Origin of the sequence: Pseudomonas sp. NFACC10-1, assembly GCF_900119195.1 — a bacterium.
Taxonomy (GTDB): Bacteria; Pseudomonadota; Gammaproteobacteria; order Pseudomonadales; family Pseudomonadaceae; genus Aquipseudomonas; species Aquipseudomonas cerasi.
Window position 1 is genome coordinate 808,100 of sequence record NZ_FPJB01000001.1, and the last position, 16,625, is coordinate 824,724.

Annotated in this window: 15 protein-coding genes; 8 read left to right on the plus strand and 7 right to left on the minus strand. The window is 58.7% G+C overall.

The features are described 5' to 3' along the window. Nucleotides 1-19: 19 nt before the first annotated feature. Nucleotides 20-1,438, minus strand: coding sequence for an MFS transporter (locus BT119_RS03435; RefSeq protein WP_072364790.1), 1,419 nt, complete (start codon nucleotides 1,436-1,438; stop codon nucleotides 20-22). Nucleotides 1,439-1,753: 315 nt separating this feature from the next. On the opposite strand from BT119_RS03435, the gene BT119_RS03440 reads away from it, so the two are divergent. Continuing rightward, nucleotides 1,754-3,061, plus strand: a complete 1,308-nt coding sequence (locus BT119_RS03440) for an Nramp family divalent metal transporter (protein WP_175550550.1) — start codon at nucleotides 1,754-1,756, stop codon at nucleotides 3,059-3,061. Nucleotides 3,062-3,122: 61 nt separating this feature from the next. Further along, a complete protein-coding gene (locus BT119_RS03445) occupies nucleotides 3,123-4,574 on the plus strand; it encodes an MFS transporter (RefSeq protein WP_072364794.1) in 1,452 nt (483 codons plus the stop codon). A 6-nt stretch (nucleotides 4,575-4,580) separates the two neighbouring features. Here BT119_RS03445 and BT119_RS03450 read toward each other — a convergent pair whose 3' ends face one another. The 3 genes from BT119_RS03450 to BT119_RS03460 all read right to left on the minus strand — a co-directional run bounded on the left by BT119_RS03450 (nucleotide 4,581) and on the right by BT119_RS03460 (nucleotide 5,688). Beyond that, entirely contained in the window at nucleotides 4,581-4,778 is a 198-nt protein-coding gene (locus BT119_RS03450) for a hypothetical protein (protein ID WP_003367267.1), read from the minus strand. 154 nt (nucleotides 4,779-4,932) lie between these two features. Then, nucleotides 4,933-5,136 carry a hypothetical protein gene (locus BT119_RS03455; protein WP_003367271.1) on the minus strand — a complete coding sequence of 68 codons (204 nt, stop codon included), beginning with the start codon at nucleotides 5,134-5,136 and terminating at the stop codon, nucleotides 4,933-4,935. A gap of 63 nt (nucleotides 5,137-5,199) precedes the next feature. Further along, nucleotides 5,200-5,688 (minus strand): hypothetical protein, encoded by a 489-nt coding sequence (locus BT119_RS03460; protein WP_003432881.1) that lies wholly within the window; start codon nucleotides 5,686-5,688, stop codon nucleotides 5,200-5,202. 210 nt (nucleotides 5,689-5,898) lie between these two features. On the opposite strand from BT119_RS03460, the gene BT119_RS03465 reads away from it, so the two are divergent. After that, nucleotides 5,899-6,483, plus strand: a complete 585-nt coding sequence (locus BT119_RS03465) for a LysE family translocator (RefSeq protein ID WP_003367275.1) — start codon at nucleotides 5,899-5,901, stop codon at nucleotides 6,481-6,483. Nucleotides 6,484-6,492: 9 nt separating this feature from the next. Here BT119_RS03465 and BT119_RS03470 read toward each other — a convergent pair whose 3' ends face one another. From BT119_RS03470 to BT119_RS03480, 3 genes are all read right to left on the minus strand, one after another. Then, nucleotides 6,493-7,326 carry an AraC family transcriptional regulator gene (locus BT119_RS03470; RefSeq protein ID WP_003367277.1) on the minus strand — a complete coding sequence of 278 codons (834 nt, stop codon included), beginning with the start codon at nucleotides 7,324-7,326 and terminating at the stop codon, nucleotides 6,493-6,495. 168 nt (nucleotides 7,327-7,494) lie between these two features. After that, nucleotides 7,495-7,803, minus strand: coding sequence for an RcnB family protein (locus BT119_RS03475; protein ID WP_003367279.1), 309 nt, complete (start codon nucleotides 7,801-7,803; stop codon nucleotides 7,495-7,497). A 97-nt stretch (nucleotides 7,804-7,900) separates the two neighbouring features. Then, nucleotides 7,901-8,758, minus strand: a complete 858-nt coding sequence (locus tag BT119_RS03480) for an SDR family oxidoreductase (RefSeq protein ID WP_054081802.1) — start codon at nucleotides 8,756-8,758, stop codon at nucleotides 7,901-7,903. Nucleotides 8,759-8,846: 88 nt separating this feature from the next. On the opposite strand from BT119_RS03480, the gene BT119_RS03485 reads away from it, so the two are divergent. The 5 genes from BT119_RS03485 (at nucleotide 8,847) to BT119_RS27155 (ending at nucleotide 16,484) form a co-directional block, all read left to right on the plus strand. Beyond that, complete coding sequence (locus BT119_RS03485; protein WP_072364800.1) at nucleotides 8,847-9,311, plus strand: winged helix-turn-helix transcriptional regulator; 465 nt, start codon at nucleotides 8,847-8,849, stop codon at nucleotides 9,309-9,311. Between the two features lie 138 nt (nucleotides 9,312-9,449). Continuing rightward, nucleotides 9,450-11,339, plus strand: coding sequence for a penicillin-binding protein 2 (mrdA, locus tag BT119_RS03490; protein ID WP_044308376.1), 1,890 nt, complete (start codon nucleotides 9,450-9,452; stop codon nucleotides 11,337-11,339). A 156-nt stretch (nucleotides 11,340-11,495) separates the two neighbouring features. After that, entirely contained in the window at nucleotides 11,496-13,214 is a 1,719-nt protein-coding gene (gene poxB, locus BT119_RS03495; protein ID WP_054081800.1) for a ubiquinone-dependent pyruvate dehydrogenase, read from the plus strand. A 372-nt stretch (nucleotides 13,215-13,586) separates the two neighbouring features. Then, on the plus strand, nucleotides 13,587-15,548 hold the full coding sequence (locus tag BT119_RS03500; RefSeq protein WP_054081799.1) for a methyl-accepting chemotaxis protein: 1,962 nt from the start codon (nucleotides 13,587-13,589) through the stop codon (nucleotides 15,546-15,548). A 618-nt stretch (nucleotides 15,549-16,166) separates the two neighbouring features. Then, nucleotides 16,167-16,484 carry a hypothetical protein gene (locus tag BT119_RS27155; RefSeq protein ID WP_003367294.1) on the plus strand — a complete coding sequence of 106 codons (318 nt, stop codon included), beginning with the start codon at nucleotides 16,167-16,169 and terminating at the stop codon, nucleotides 16,482-16,484. The last annotated feature ends 141 nt before the right edge of the window (nucleotides 16,485-16,625 follow it).

The window sequence follows — 16,625 nt, forward strand, 5'->3', positions numbered from 1 at the left end:
CACTCAACCCTGCACCCTGTCATCGGTGAGCGATCTGCTCCAGCGCAAGATTGCGTGTGCGTGGCCCGAATCGGCCGATGGTGACGATCACGATCAACATGCTGCCGACGATGAAGGCCAGCACGCCCGGCGTGCCGAAGTGGTCTAGAAATATCCCGATCAGCAGGCTGCTGAACACCGTTGACAGTCGGCTGAACGAGTAGCAGAAGCCTACCGCGCGGGCGCGGATGTTGGTCGGGAACAGCTCACCCTGATACGAGTGGTAGCTGAAGCTCAGCCATGCGTTGCAGAACGTGATCATGATCCCGCAGAAAATCAGTCCTGCCGCGCTGGTCTGAAAGGCGAACAGGCTGCCAAAAATCATCGCCCCCAACGCCGAACCGACGATTTGCCATTTGTTTTCGAAGCGGTTGGCAAATTTCACGAACAGCAGCGGCCCCAGCGGATAAGCCAGCGTGATCACGAACGCATACCCCAGGCTGTGAGTAACGCTCAGGCCCTGACCCGAGAGCAGGGCAGGCAGCCAGTTGCCGAAGCCAAAGAAGCCGATGGCCTGGAACACATGAAACACAATCAGCATCAACGCGCGGCGCCGATAGGGTGGCTGCCACATGTCGGCAAATCGGCCGTTGCCTGACAGCGCTACGTTTTCCGGTTCAGGCTCATCCAGCGGTTTGCCGTGGTCCTTGATGCAGCGTGCCTCAATGCCGTCCATGATTCGCTCGGCTTCATCGAAGCGTCCCTTCTGCGCCAGCCAGCGCGGCGATTCCGGCAGCGCCGAGCGCAGCCACCAGACAAACAGGGCGAAGACTGCACTGCTGATCACTACCCAACGCCAGCCGGAAAAACCGAAAGGGTCCTGGGGCACCAGCCACCACGACATCAGCGCGACGCTGGGGACTGACAAAAACTGAATGAAGAAGGCAAAGGCGAATGCCGAACTGCGGATGTGCTTGGGCACCAGTTCCGACAGGTAAGTGTCGATGGTGACCAGCTCGACCCCCAGGCCGATACCCACGACGAAGCGCATGCCTATCACGCCCAGTGCAGAGGTTTGCAGGCCCATGATTACGGTGGCCACGGTGTACCAGATCAGCGCGAAGGTAAAGATCGCACGGCGTCCGTAACGATCGGCAATCGGGCTGACAAGGCTGGCACCGAAGAACAGCCCCAGAAAGGTCGCCGAGGCGAAGGCCGCCTGATCGGAGAAACCAAACAGACCCTGGCTTCCTGTGGCGAAGATCCCGTCGCGGATCAGGCCGGGACTGATGTACGCGGTCTGGAACAGGTCGTAAAGCTCGAAAAAACCGGCGAGAGACAGCAGGGCGACCAGTCGCCAGATAGTCGCGACCGCAGGCAGTCGGTCAATGCGCGCCGAGATATACGCTGCCCGCAACGGCTCGTTCGCGGCTGCCTCGGCATGAGGTAATGAGGTCATGGATGGCCATCCTGAGTTCTTGTTAAGGCCTGAATACTACTCCTTACAATTTGTAATCATTGGTCTTTTAATGCGGTTATTAAGGTTTAAAAGATGAAAAATTGTTTATCGGATCAATTTTTCGATTTTTTATATCGGATCCATTAAAGCGCTGGAATTACGTGGAAATGAGAACGGCGCAGTGATGACCTAGTCAGGCAGAGAGGCAGGCGAAAAACAGCAGGCATGACGCCAGCAATGATGTATCAACATGTGTCGTAAAACCTTAGGATGATGCCTTAACTTTCTGCATTCCGGGTTCCCGTGACGTACAAACTGCCCACTACTGCCACCGCTCCTTTCTGCCCCTCGGCGACTACCGACAGTGTGGCCATTCCGCCGAACGCGTCCTTGCTGCACAAGATGATGCTGTTCGTCGGGCCTGGCCTGCTGGTTTCCATCGGCTACATGGACCCTGGCAACTGGGCGACGGCCATCGAGGCCGGGTCGCGCTTCGGCTACTCACTGCTGTTCGTGGTGGTGCTGGCCAGCCTCTCGGGAATGGTCTTGCAAAACCTATGTTCGCGGTTGGGCATCGCTACCGGCCGTGATCTGGCGCAGCTGTCGGCCGCCCGCTACAGCCGTAAGGTCGCCAAGGGCCAGTGGCTGCTGGCGGAGTTGTCGATCATCGCCACCGATCTGGCGGAAGTGCTGGGGGCAGCGTTGGCGTTTCATCTGTTGCTCGGCGTCTCCATCACCACCGGTGTGGCACTGACCGCCTTCGATACGCTGATCGTGTTGGCCTTGCAGGGCGCCAATTTTCGCCGTCTGGAGGCCATCGTGCTGGGGCTGATTGCAACCATCGCCAGTTGCTTCGCCGTCGAGCTGTTTCTGATCAAGCCGTTCTGGCCAGACGTCGTCGCGGGTCTGAAGCCGAGTTGGGATGTATTGAGCAGCCAGGAGCCGCTGTACATCGCCATCGGCATTCTGGGCGCCACCGTCATGCCGCATAACCTTTACCTGCATTCGTCTGTGGTGCAGACGCGGGTCAACGGTTCGGACCAGGCCAGCAAGGCCAGCGCCATTCGCTATGCGCGCCTCGACACCATCGGTTCGCTGAGCCTGGCACTGCTGATCAATGCGGCGATTCTGATCCTCGCTGCTGCCGCTTTTCACAAGACCGGGCATACCGAGGTGGTCGAGATTCAGGACGCCTATCACCTGCTCGATCCGCTGGTAGGTGGCGCGATCGCCAGCGTGCTGTTCGGTATCGCGCTGCTGGCGGCAGGGCAAAGCTCGACATTTACCGGCACGATTGCCGGGCAAGTGGTGCTCGAAGGTTTTCTGCAGGCAAAGATTCCGTGCTGGCAGCGGCGCTTGATCACGCGGGCGCTGGCACTGATTCCGGCGCTGATCGGTGTGGTCTGGCTGGGTGACCGCTCGGTGGGGCAGATGCTGGTGCTCAGCCAGGTTGTGCTGAGCCTGCAGCTGCCATTCGCGCTCTGGCCGCTGATTCGCTTTACCAGCGACCCACAACTGATGGGGCCGTTCGTCAACAGCCGGCTGGTGAAAACGGCTGCCTGGGGTCTGTTCGGGCTGATCTCGGCGGCCAATCTTACATTGCTGTGGTTCTGGATCAGCTGAACTTGGGCGGCGGCAGCGACTCTCAAGCCTGACACCAATGTCAGCCGTCAGGTAGCCGGACATGAGCACACCGAGCCACAAGGGCAGCGTCTTCGAAACCGATTTGCCCGCCCGACTGGACCGACTGCCCTGGGGGCGGTTTCACACCTTGCTGGTCGTGGCGCTGGGCATCACCTGGCTGCTTGACGGCCTGGAAGTCACCCTTGCAGGGTCGGTAGCCGGCGCCTTGAAAGCCAGCCCGGCGCTCAATCTCACCAATAGCGACATTGGCCTGGCGGGCGCCGCGTACATTGCCGGTGCCGTGTTGGGCGCGTTGTTCTTTGGCTGGCTGGCGGACCGTCTCGGGCGCCGCAAGCTGTTCTTCATCACCTTGCTGCTGTATGTCGGTGCGACGGCCGCTACGGCGTTCTCCTTCAGCGTATGGAGCTTCATGCTGTTCCGCTTTCTGACCGGTATGGGCATCGGTGGCGAGTACACGGCAATCAACTCGACCATTCAGGAATTTACCCCGGCCCGCTACCGGGGCTGGGTCGACCTGACCATCAACGGCACGTTCTGGCTGGGTGCCGCGCTCGGTGCGATTGGCTCGATTGTCTTGCTCGACCCCCTGTGGATCGGGGCCGAGCTGGGCTGGCGCCTGTGTTTCGGCATTGGTGCGGTATTGGGTCTGCTGGTTCTGCTGATGCGACTGTGGCTGCCGGAAAGCCCGCGCTGGCTGTTGATACACGGCCAGGCTGAACAGGCGAAGCAGATCGTCGAGCAGATAGAAACCGACTTACAGCGCCAGGGGCATGTATTGCCCGCCGTAGCAGGCAAGCCCCTGCGCCTGCACGCACGAGACCACACGCCGCTGGGCGAGGTCGCCAGGACGTTGCTGGTGACGTTTCGTCAGCGTTCGCTGGTAGGCCTGACGCTGCTCACCGCCCAGGCGTTTTTCTACAACGCGATCTTTTTCACCTACGCCCTGGTGCTGACCGACTTCTATGGCGTGCCGGCCGAGCGCGTCGGCTGGTACGTGCTGCCGCTGGCGCTGGGTAATTTCTGCGGTCCGCTGCTGCTGGGCAGACTGTTTGACGTGATTGGCCGGCGGGTGATGATCAGCCTCACTTATGGCCTGTCGGGCGTACTGCTGGCAATCAGTGGCTACCTGTTCCAGCAAGGTGTGCTGGACGTGACCCAGCAGGCCATTGCGTGGATGGTGATTTTCTTCTTTGCGTCGGCAGCGGCCAGCTCGGCCTACCTGACAGTGGCGGAAACCTTTCCACTGGAAATCCGTGCGTTGGCAATCGCAGTGTTCTACGCGTTCGGTACGGGGCTGGGCGGTATGATTGGCCCGACCCTGTTTGGGGAGTTGATTGAAACAGGTGAGCGCAGCAATGTGTTGATCGGTTATCTGATCGGCGCCGGGCTGATGTTGCTGGCGGCGCTGGTGCAGGCGATATGGGGTGCGGCTGCCGAGCGCAAGTCTCTGGAGGACGTAGCGAGACCGCTGTCGCAGGCCGGGGACAACTAGTGGCGGTTAACGGAACACACCGCGAAGGCCATCTACGGATGCACGCAGGCCGATGATCCGCTCACTGACTTCTTGCGCTTCATGTGCACGGGAGGTTCGCTCGAGGTAGAGGAGATGCCCGGCGAGGTTGGCCGAAACTCGCTCTAGCTCGTCGGCGGTGCGCCTGACGTAGGCCTGGATGTCTTGCATTTGTTCGATCTGCACGGATGGTGCCCTTATAGGTCGCATCCGAGCGCACTAAATGAACGGGTGGCTATCATCAATCCACCCAACCGAGTTGTCGGCGGCAAGGTCGGCTTTCTTTAATGCCGCAGATAAATAAACAGGCCAATCATTTTTTCGCATCGTGCCGATCAGCCTAATCATCTTCCTGATCATCGTGTTCCGAATAGGAATCCAGCAACTCGGCCAGTGCCAGCGTGCGGTCCAGTCCACTGCGCGTGGACATGATTTCGGCTACCGCCTGCGTGGCGGCGACTCTGGCGGCTTCGCGTTCGGCATCGGTGTTATTGGGCGTGGCGGCCTGCGCAGCCTCAATAATCGATTGCTCAAAGGTATTCATGGTGCTCGCTCGTGAAATTCAAGTGCCTGTGATACCGAGAATGGCGGATTGTTTCAAGGCCGATCAATCACCTTCGTAGGGAAATTCCTCCAGGCTCTGCATCAAGGCAACGCCCTGTGGCCCCTGAAGGTTCTCCAGCACCCAGCAACTGCTGGCATTTTTTGCCAGCAGCAGGCGTGTCGTCTGGCTGGCGACCGGCTGCTGCGGGGCATCCTTGTAACCCAGGTTATAGGTCATTTCGACCACCGCCTGCTTGTCCGAGTTGGACACCAGCTTCCAGTCGATCGGCTTCTGCACATCCCCGTCCTGCGCATCGGTCCACGGGTTGGCACTGACGGCGCATTGATCGCCGTTCTGGCAAGCCCAGTCCTTCTTGAGCAGGCTCAGCAGAGGTTTGGACAAATAATCAGCGCTGCCTTTGCCATTCAGATAAAAATCCTGGTGCTTCTCGTAGATCCAGCGCGCCGTGTCGACCGGGGTCGCAGCCGGGCAGGCTGCATGGGCAGTGGTTGAAAGCAGGCAAGCGAAGGCAATGGCGACGGTTCTGGACATGGAGCGGGCTCGCAGAAAAGGTGGCAGTGAGAGTGACAGGCACATGACAGTGCATTTGTAAGCCAAGTGGACAAAAAAGCAATGGTTTTGGTCACGCATCAGAGGGTCGGGCAGGCTGAACCGAATTGAGGGTAATTTCATTCAATACGCGGTTCGCTGCCGTCACTACCTTGATCCGGTCATTTCCGATCGTATTCAAGGGGGTTTTCCATGAGTCTGCTGATTTCCATGGCCGCGTTTGCACTGGCTTCTTCCATCACTCCCGGGCCGGTCAACATCGTGGCGCTGAGTGCCGGTGCACGCTATGGCGTCAGACCAGCCATGCGCCATGTGTTGGGTGCCACGCTGGGCTTTACCCTTTTGTTGCTGCTCATCGGTTTTGGCCTGCATGAAACCTTGCAGCAATGGCCCTTTCTGACCCGAATCATTCAGTGGTCCGGCGTGATATTTCTGCTGTACATGGCGTTTCGACTAGCCATCGACAGTGGACAACTGAACATGAGCGAGCAGGGCGCTGGTCCTTCGCTGGTGCACGGAGCAATCATGCAGTGGCTCAACCCCAAAGCCTGGCTGGCTTCGATAGCCGGCATGGGAGTTTTTGTCGCCAACGGCGAGGCTGCCTTGATCTGGCAATTCGCAGGAATCTACTGCGTGGTGTGCTATCTGTCGCTGGGCTGCTGGGTCTTTGCCGGAAGCTTTCTTGGGCATTGCTTGCGCAGCGCGGCAAGTGTGCGCGTCTTCAACCGCATCATGGCGCTACTACTGGCTGGCTGCGCGGTATATCTGCTGATCTGACCCGTGTCATCACAGCCGATACTGCCCTGGCGTTGCTGCCAGATGCTTTTTGAACTCACGTTGAAAGTGCGCCTGATCGGCAAAGCCTGCCTCCTGAGCAACATCGGCGATCATCTTGCCGCTTTTCAGCTGTCTGCGGGCATGCTGGATCCGCCGATTGAGCAGGTAGGCATGCGGAGTCAGATGATAGCGCTGTTCGAACGAGCGAATCAGGTAGGACGCCGAGAGATTGGCTGCGGCACAAATGTCGGAAAGCCTGATGGGCCGGGTGAAATTGTCGTTGATGTATTCGGCGGCTCGGGCAACGCGAGGTGATGGTGGGCGGGGCCGTGCCGGTGCCGTGCCGAGTGACTCCAGCATCAGGGTAAAGAAGGCCACGGCTGAGCAGTGTTTTTGCAGCGTATCGATTCTCGTATCAGTCAGCGTCTGGAACAGCGCAGTCAATGCAGCGAACAGGATCGAATCATCGCTGTGCGTATGGGGCAATGGTTGAAAACCGTGCCCGGCATTCAACCCCGTTTCGCCCTGAATGTCGCCCAGCCAGCCGCTGTCCACATAGAGCATCAGATACGACCAGGCCTGGTCATTGATCGGGTTACAGGCATGCACGTCGCCCGGATTCATCAACACAACAGTGCCTGACGTGACGCACTGTGAGGTCTTTTCATGCACATAGGTGCTCTGTCCGGCAGTGATCGCGCCGACGGAAAAGATCTCATGCGAGTGAGGCGCGTAACAGACCCGTCGCCCATCCTCTACAGAACGGGCTTCGATGAACGAAAGGTGCTCATCGCGCCAGAAAAAAGGGGTTGCGGTCGATTTGCTGGGTTCGTTGCGGTTCATGCTGATATCCCGTCGGCAGAGCGACGAGAGTACCGGATGCTGAGCGATATTGGCCATCGCTCATGCGATGTTGGCCTGTCGAGACGAGCTCTGCGCTGACATGCACTGAATGGCGCCCTGCGGCGCTCGGACATGTTCACGCAGAGCACTGGCGAAGCAGGCTGCGCCTTACTTCTTGACCGGCACGATGTCCATGATCTGGCCATTGACCTTCTGGAAACGCACGTACTTGTCGTTAATCTTTACCCATTCGCTTTCCTTGGCGGGTGTTTCCAGGCCTTTGCTTTTCCAGTCCTTCACTTCCAGGTCGCTGCGGCGATATTTTTCCGGAACGCGGGAGCCTACTTCCAGCTCATGGACGTTGTCCTTGGATTCGGTGACTTTCGGGTCCGCCGTCTCTGCCGCGTGAACGGGCAGGGTGACGGCGGAAAAGCAGCCGAGCAAGGTCATGCAGGCGATCAACGATTTGCTGTTCATGTGAAGACTCCCAGTCTTTGGTATCAGGCGATGGCTTAATGCCTCGTAATAACTCGGACCTTCACCGTGGCAAATCATTCGATCGGGTTTGCTGTGCTCAGCCTTTCAGTGCCTCGGCGATGGTTGCCGAAAGCGGGGTGGTCGGGCGGCCGATCAGCGCGCTCAACTGGCGACTGTCATCGAACAGGGCGCCCTTGGCAGCAGCGGCATCGGAATCTGCCAGCAACCGGGCCACGAAGTCAGGCAGGCCTGCCTGGATAAGCGCGGCTTCGAATTCGGCCTGTGGCAGGTTGACGTAAGGCAGGGACTTGCCGCTCTGCGTCGACAACTGCGCTGCAAATTCGGACAGCGTGTAGGACTCGTCGCCTGCCAGCTCATACACCTTACCAGCCTGTGTCGTTTCCGATGTCAGCAGCACTGCGGCCGCCTCGGCGTAATCCAGACGCGAAGCAGAGCTGATACGACCCTCGTCGGCACTGCCCATGACCGCGCCATGGGTCAGTGCGCCCGGAATGCCTGCGGTGTAGTTTTCGGTGTACCAGCCATTGCGCAGCAACACGAACGGCAGGCCGCTGGCGCTCAGGTACTCTTCGGTTTCGCTGTGCTCCCTGGCCAGGCTCAATGCCGAGGTCTTGGCACGCAGAACGCTGGTGTAGGCCAGCAGCTTGACCCCGGCGCGCTTGGCCGCATCAATCACCGCCTTGTGCTGCGGCAGGCGCTGACCCACTTCGCTGGAGGAAATCAGCAGCACTTTGTCGGCACCGGCAAATGCACTGTCGAGTGTCGCAGGCTGTGAATAGTCGGCCTGACGAACCTGAGTACCCTGCCTGGACAGATCGGCGGCCTTTTCCGGACTGCGCACGGCGGCGATGATTTGCGAAGCGGGTACGCGGCTGAGCAACTGTTCAATGACGAGGCGGCCAAGCTGGCCTGTGGCACCGGTGACAACGATCATGGAATGATTCCTTGAATCAGGTTGAAAGGAAGCGCCAGCATAGTCATGATGCTTACCTTTAGTAAGTACGTACAAAAAGGTAAGTGTCATGAGCGAATCCGCTTCGCAATCAAGTACCCGGCAATCAGGTGTTATGCAGCAAGGCTTCCCGCCGGAAGCGGCCGAGACGCTATTGGCGCTGGTCCGTCAGGGCCAGGTGCTGGCCACTGACTGTCCTTCGCGGGTGGTGCTCAATCATGTCTGCAGCCGTTGGGGCGTGCTGGTGCTGGTGGTGTTGCGGGGTGGCATGCATCGCTTCAGCGAAGTACGCCGCAAGATCGGCGGGGTAAGCGAGAAAATGCTCGCGCAAACGCTTCAACATCTGGAGCATGATGGTTTCGTCAGCCGCAAGTCGTTGCCGATAGTGCCTCCGCATGTTCAGTACCGCTTGACCCCAATGGGCGAAGAGGTCGCCTTGCAGGTTGAAACCCTCGTCACCTGGATCGAGACCAATCTGCCGCGCATCATGCAGGCCCGCGAAGCGTCGAATACGCTGCAGATCACGCCCGAATGAGTCTTTTCTGACAGATTTTTCATCCTGTGATTGTCGGCTTGATCGCCTGTAATCAGCCGCTTCTTGGTATGGTGCGCGCCGAAATCTTTATATACACGTTTAGTTGCGCCGTTTGCCCTTCACCGAGAAGCTGTAGAAATGCCCAATCCAATTCCCCTGAAAGACCACGAAAAAGAGACGCGGCTGGTCAATCAGCGCCTGATTGCCTGCGCGGTGCTGGTCGGCCTGCTGGCTGCCTGTCTGGTCGCGCGCATGTATTTCCTGCAAGTCACCGAGTTCGACTATCACTCGACCATTTCCGAAAACAACCGTGTTCACGTGCTGCCGATCCCGCCCGAGCGCGGTTTGATCTTTGACCGCAATGGCGAAGTGCTTGCCGACAATCGCCCCAGTTTCAACCTGACCCTGACCCGTGAACGCGCCGGCGACTGGCACAAGGTGATCGACGAACTGATGACCCTGCTGGAATTGCCCGACGAAGACCGGATTCTGTTCGACAAAGAACTGAAGCAGGTCCGTCATCCGTTCGAACCGGCAACATTGCTCTATGAACTCACCGAAGAGCAGATCGCTATTCTGGCGGTCAATCAGTACCTGCTGCCGGGCGTGGACGTGGCGGCGCAGTTCGTTCGCCATTACCCGTTGGGCGCCCATTTCGCGCATTCGATCGGCTACGTCGGCCGCATCAACGAAAAGGAAGCGGCCCATCTCGATAACGAGTATCGCGGCACGCAGTCCATCGGCAAGACCGGCGTCGAGCGCTTCTACGAGTCTGAGCTGCACGGCCACGTAGGCTATGAAGAGGTCGAAACCAACGCCCAGGGCCGCGTGCTGCGCGTGCTGAAACACACTGACCCGGTGCCGGGCAAGAACATTACCCTCACGCTGGACGCGCATTTGCAGGCTGCGGCGGAAAACGCGCTGGGTGATCGACGCGGCTCCGTGGTTGCACTGGACCCGGAAACCGGTGACGTGCTGGCGATGGTCAGCAAGCCAAGCTTCGACCCCAACCTGTTCGTCACCGGCATCAGCTTCAAACAGTATGCGGCGCTGCGCGATTCCATTGACCGGCCACTGTTCAACCGAGTGCTGCGTGGCCTGTACGCACCGGGCTCGACGGTCAAGCCGGAAGTGGCGATTGCCGGTCTCGACAGCGGCGTGATGACCGCCTCGACAAAGGTCTTCGATCCCGGCTACTTCCAGTTGCCGGACTTCGACCACAAATACCGTAACTGGAACCACAGTGGCGATGGCTGGGTGGACATGGACACGGCGATCATGCGTTCCAATGACACCTATTTCTACACGGTGGCGCACAAGCTCGGCATCGACCGCCTGCACGACTACATGACCATGTTCGGTATCGGCCAGAAGGTGTCGCTGGACATGTTCGAGGAGTCTGCAGGGCTTATGCCGTCCCGCGAATGGAAGCGGGCCACGCGTCGCCAGGCATGGTTCCCCGGCGAAACGGTGATTCTCGGCATTGGCCAGGGCTACATGCAGGTCACGCCGTTGCAACTGGCTCAGGCCACTTCACTGATTGCCAGCAAGGGTGTCTGGCATCGACCGCATCTGGCGATGGAAGTCGGTGATAAGGCACCCGTCGACGAGCATCCGATGCCAAATATCGTGTTGCGCGATCCCAATGAATGGAATCAGGTCAATACCGGCATGCAGATGGTCATGCACGATCCCCGCGGCATTGCGCGGGATGCGGCCAAGGGCGCTCAGTACCGCATCGCCGGCAAAAGTGGTACGGCGCAGGTGGTGGCGATCAAGCAGGGTGAGCGCTATAACCGTCTGAAGACCCTTGAGCGTAACCGCGACAACGCCTTGTTCGTCGGTTTCGCGCCGGCCGACCATCCGAAAATCGTCGTGTCGGTGACCATCGAGAACGGCGAGGCGGGTGGCCGGGTAGCAGGCCCCGTGGTGCGGGAGATTCTCGATGCCTGGCTGCTGGACAGCGAGGGCAAGCTCAAGCCTGAGTACGCCACACCCACCAAGGCGCCGGGCAACCCGCACGCCTGATCAGCGTTTTAAAACGCTTGCCGAACGACCGAGCCCTGAACAGGGCTCAGGTTTTCTGAACTGTCGAGAATGCATCGGGTCGACCACAACAGGCGTGGCAGAGCGCTGCGCGCGTTTTACCGAACTCATTATCATTGCCTCGACAAGGAACCCGGAATGTCCAAGACCATTGCCGACCATCTCGCGCAAACCCTCGCAGCGGCGGGTGTTTCGCACATCTGGGGGGTGTCCGGAGACAGCCTCAACGGCCTGACCGACAGCTTGGAACGCACCGATTCGATTCGCTGGATGCACACCCGTCATGAAGAAGTCGCAGCCTTTGCTGCCGGTGCGCAGGCGGCGTCCAGCGGCAAGCTGGCGGTCTGCGCCGGCAGCTGCGGACCGGGCAACCTGCACCTGATCAATGGCCTGTACGACTGCCATCGCAACCGGGTGCCGGTTCTGGCAATTGCTGCGCATATTCCGTCTTCGGAAATCGGTCTGGATTATTTTCAGGAAACCCATCCGCAGGAGCTGTTCAAGGAGTGCAGCCACTTCGTCGAACTGGTCAGCAATCCCGAGCAGTTCCCGCGTGTGCTGGAACGTGCCATGCGTGCTGCGATCAGTCAGAAAGGTGTGGCGGTAATCGTCTTGCCGGGCGACGTGGCGCTCAGCGCTGCGCCGGATGTCGCGGCAAAATGGATCGAGGCTACAGCGCCCAACGTGGTGCCTGCCGAAAACGATCTGCAGTCGATGGCCGATATGCTCAACGATTCCAAAGCCGTCACACTCCTGTGCGGTGCGGGTTGCGAGGGTGCCCACGAGCAGGTTCTGGCGTTGGCGGATACGCTGGGCGCGCCGATCGTTCACGCATTGCGCGGCAAGCAGCATGTCGAATACGACAATCCCTTCGACGTCGGCATGACCGGCCTGATCGGCTTCAGCTCCGGCTACCACGCCATGCTGTCCTGCGACACGCTGGTGATTCTCGGCAGCAGCTTCCCCTATCGGAATTTCTACCCCGAAAAAGCCGACATCATCCAGATCGATCTCGATCCGACCCAGCTAGGGCGTCGCACGCCGGTGGCGCTGGGGCTGGTGGGCGGGGTGCGGGAAACCCTGGAGGCGCTTCAGCCAAAGCTCAGGCCGCACACCGATCGCCGTTTCCTCGACAAGGCCCTGAAGCACTACGCCAAGGCCCGTGAGGAACTGGACGAACTGGCCACCCCGACGCCAGATGGTACGCCGATTCATCCGCAGTACCTCACTCGACTGGTCGACGAGCAGGCGGATGCCGATGCGATCTTTACCGTCGACGTCGGTACGCCGACGCTGTGGGCTGCACGCTATCTGCACATGAATGGCAGGCGCAGTCTGCTCGGCTCGTTCAACCACGGCTCGATGGCCAACGCTTTGCCACAAGCTCTGGGGGCCAAGGCTGAACATCCGGATCGTCAGGTCGTAGCCTTGTGTGGCGACGGCGGTCTGTCCATGTTGCTGGGCGACTTGCTCAGCATTCGTCAGTTGAACCTGCCTATCAAGATGGTGGTGTTCAACAACAGCTCGCTGGGCTTCGTCGACATGGAAATGAAAGCCAGCGGCTACGTGCCGCATGGCACTGACCTGCATGAAACCAACTTCGCCGGGATTGCCCTGGGCGCAGGCATTCTGGGCCTGCGTGTCGAGAACGCCGAAGAGTTGCCTGCCGCCTTGCGCAAGGCGTTCGATCATCCCGGTCCGGTGCTGATCGACGTTGTCACTGCCAAGCAGGAGCTGGGCATCCCACCGAAAATCAAGCTGGCCCAGGCCAAGGGCTTCAGCCTGTACATGATGCGCGCGATCATGAGCGGGCGCGGCAGTGAAGTGCTGGAGCTGGCGAAAACCAACCTGCGTTAATCAGTTATAAAAAACGTATGGGTTGAATAGAAAAAAGTTGCAACTTCTATCCATCGAGATTGTCTTCGCCGTTACAGGTGACACTCTCGGTGGATTTATATTTCTCTTCTCATCATAACCGCCCAAGGCGGTCATTTCTTTGTGGATCCAAACTTCTTGCACCCTGTGCTTTATTGAGTTCGCTGTTTGAACTAACAAATTCAAATAGTGGGTAAAGCTTCCCGGAAGACAGCCGAGACAGTGATACGGAAGCAAGATCGGCTACGGCAGGCTGATTACCGAACAGTCCCTGGCGAAAAAAAACGTCGACGCTACAGAACGTTACGCCCTGGATATTCTTTATAGAAAAGTCTGCACGTCATGAGGTCTGCAATGCTTAGAAATGCTCCTTTGAGTATGAAACTGCTGCTTATTTTAATATTCCCCCTATTGGGCTTCCTTGCCTTTGCAGGTTTGTTCGTCGCTGACAAAAGTGAAAACCTCGGTGATATGAGGCGCGCAGTGACAGCCACCAGCGCCGCACAGAAAGTGAGTGACGTAGTCACCACTCTCCAGCGCGAACGTGGCGCCAGCGGCGTATTTCTGGGTAGCGGCGGCAAGTCCATGCAGGACAAGCTGAAGACGTTTCGTCAGGAAACCGACAAGGCTATAAGTGAGATGCGCGCCCAGTCCACCGACGGTATTCCCGGACCTGATAAGGTCAACCGCGCATTCGAGGAGCTGATCGCTCTGCGCCTCAAGGTGGACTCACTCGGGATCAACAATACAGAATCCGGTACGCGCTTCACCGACATCATCAAGACACTCATCGGCTTCTCTTACTCAATGGAATCGAGTATCGAGGATCCGGAAATATTGCGCGGCCTGAGCTCGCTCAATCAGTTCGTGGATATGAAGGAACGTGCCGGTCGCGAGCGTGTATTGCTTGGTCTGGCATTCAACCAGAACCGGTTTGACGCCGCACTGTTATCGCGCTTCAGTCGCAACCTGGGCGAGTTCTCGGGGTATTTCGAAGCGTTCCAGCGCTGGTCACCTGAAGCCTTCAAAACCAAACTCAATGCCGTTTTGCAGCAACCAGGATCGCTCGAAGTGGCCCGCTTGCAACGCCTGGGCTTCGATACTCCGCTGGGTGACCCGCTCAACGTCAAGCCGGAAGACTGGTTCAACCTTGCGACCGTGCGTATCGACATGATGGCGCAGGTGGAGGCAGAGCTTGGCCAGAACGTCGTCGGCCTGGCAATGGATGCGCGCAGCTCCGCTCAAAGCAGCCTGTACGTGGCGGTTGCCATTGTCGTCCTGATGCTGATCGTCGTGCTGTGGCTGGCGTCGGTGATCATCCGTAACATCAAGGTTGCGGTGGTCGATGTGAACCGCACGCTGATGGCACTTTCCACACGTGATCTGACCGCCCGGACCCGTTATGTCGGCAAGGACGAGTTCGGCGAGATCTCGCGCAATCTGGACAACATGGCGCAACAGATCAGTGAGGTCATCCGCGACATCGGCAGCGCCACGGCACAGGTTGCCACCGCCGCCGAGCAGTCTTCCGCAGTGGCGTTGCAAACCAATCAGAACGTGGCGCAACAACGCCAGGGCACTGATCAGGTCGCCACTGCCATCAGCGAGATGAGTGCCACTGTGAAGGATGTAGCACGCAGCACCACTGACGCGGCCGAGATGTCGCAGCGCGTCAACAACAGCACCCTGCAGGGCAAGACCGAAATCGACAACACCATCGGCCTGATTCAGGGGCTCTCGGTGCAGGCAGAAGAGACTTCACGGATCATTGACGAGCTCAAGGGCGAGAGCAACTCGATCTCCTCGGTGCTCGATGTCATTCGTGGCGTCGCTGACCAGACCAACCTGCTGGCGCTCAACGCAGCCATTGAGGCTGCACGTGCCGGCGAGCAGGGGCGTGGTTTCGCGGTGGTTGCCGACGAAGTGCGCAATCTGGCCAAGAAGACTCAGGACTCTACCGTCAGCATCCAGAAAATGATCGCCAACCTGCAGTCCGGCTCGGAACGCGCAGCAGCGTCGATGCAGGAAACCCTGGGCAAGGCGCAGGAGGGTGCCAGCAACGTTGTACGCGCTGGTGAACTGCTGGAAGAGATCGCCGAAGGCATCGCGACCATCAGCGACCGCAACATTCAGGTCGCTTCGGCCGCTGAAGAGCAAAGCCTGGTGGCCGAAGAGATCCACCGCAACGTCGACGACATCAACTCGCTGGTCATCCAGGTCAGCGCCGGTGCCGAGCAGACAGCGGTCACTAGCCGCGAACTCGCGCGTCTGGCGGAGCAGCAGCAGGGCCTGGTGGGGCGCTTCAAGGTGAGCTGACAGTCAGCTGTTTGTGTGTTGTGAAAAGGCCTGGAAGCGAACGCTTTCAGGCCTTTTTGCTGGTCTTCAGAGGCCGTCGTGCCGATGTCCCTGACCACCCTTGATAACCTGTACCCCCATGACCATTCAGTCACCTTTTTACGTAACCCCACGTCCCTCATACGATTATGTAGTGATAAAAAATAATCACTACATAATCGTTGACGTGCCCATTTTCCTTTTGCATTATGCAGCTGTCTCCCCGATCGGGAGCGCTGCAAAAGGTGTGATGAACAGGCTCGGCAAGCCGTCGAGATGTTCCCGGATGTAGGCTGCCCACAAGGCAGATTGATGGAGCTGAACTGGCATTTGTCGTCGATAAGGGCGAGAAGCTGGCGAAATGTCCTCATGATGCTTGTAACGGATCGATTGCCGATCCTGGGCCGGGTCTTTGGGTTTCGTGACTTCTTCTCTCTACGCTGATGCCGCTGTGTAGCGGCTCTTCATCAAGGCTACCTGCATGTCCTTGAGGGCTGGAACGGTATTCGACGCACACTCAATCGTGTGCATTGCTGAAGTTCTGGCGCATGAACTTGATGTATCAATTATTGAACAGTCTACGAGCGAAGGGGCATCAACATGAATATCAACACACAACCGACTATTGATGAACTGGCTCGTCTGTTTGCGGCGTGCAAAGACACGCTGGATAACCATATCGCCTGGGTGGCCGAGTCGGGTGAAGTTCGCGTCGACGCCATGTCGCCGTTCACGCAAGAGCACGAGTTTCGTGATGCGCACCCGCAACTGCGCGCATCCCTGAAGATGTTCCGTCGTGGCCAGGGTTATGTCGGCAAGAAAGCCGCTGCCGATCGTGCCTACATGGAGAACACGCTGCAGGCGTTGAAAGGTGAGTGGCAGAAGACTCGTCGGCAGGCGCACTCGCAGGTTGCCTGAGTAGGGCATCGCAGGTCCTGAAGCCTGTTCCCGATACTGATCGGGAACAGGCTTTTTGGTTTTCGTCACCGGGACGGCGAGGGCCTACAGGTTGTACAAAGCGTTTTTGGTGGTATAGATTCCGGCCATGAGTCAGCGATT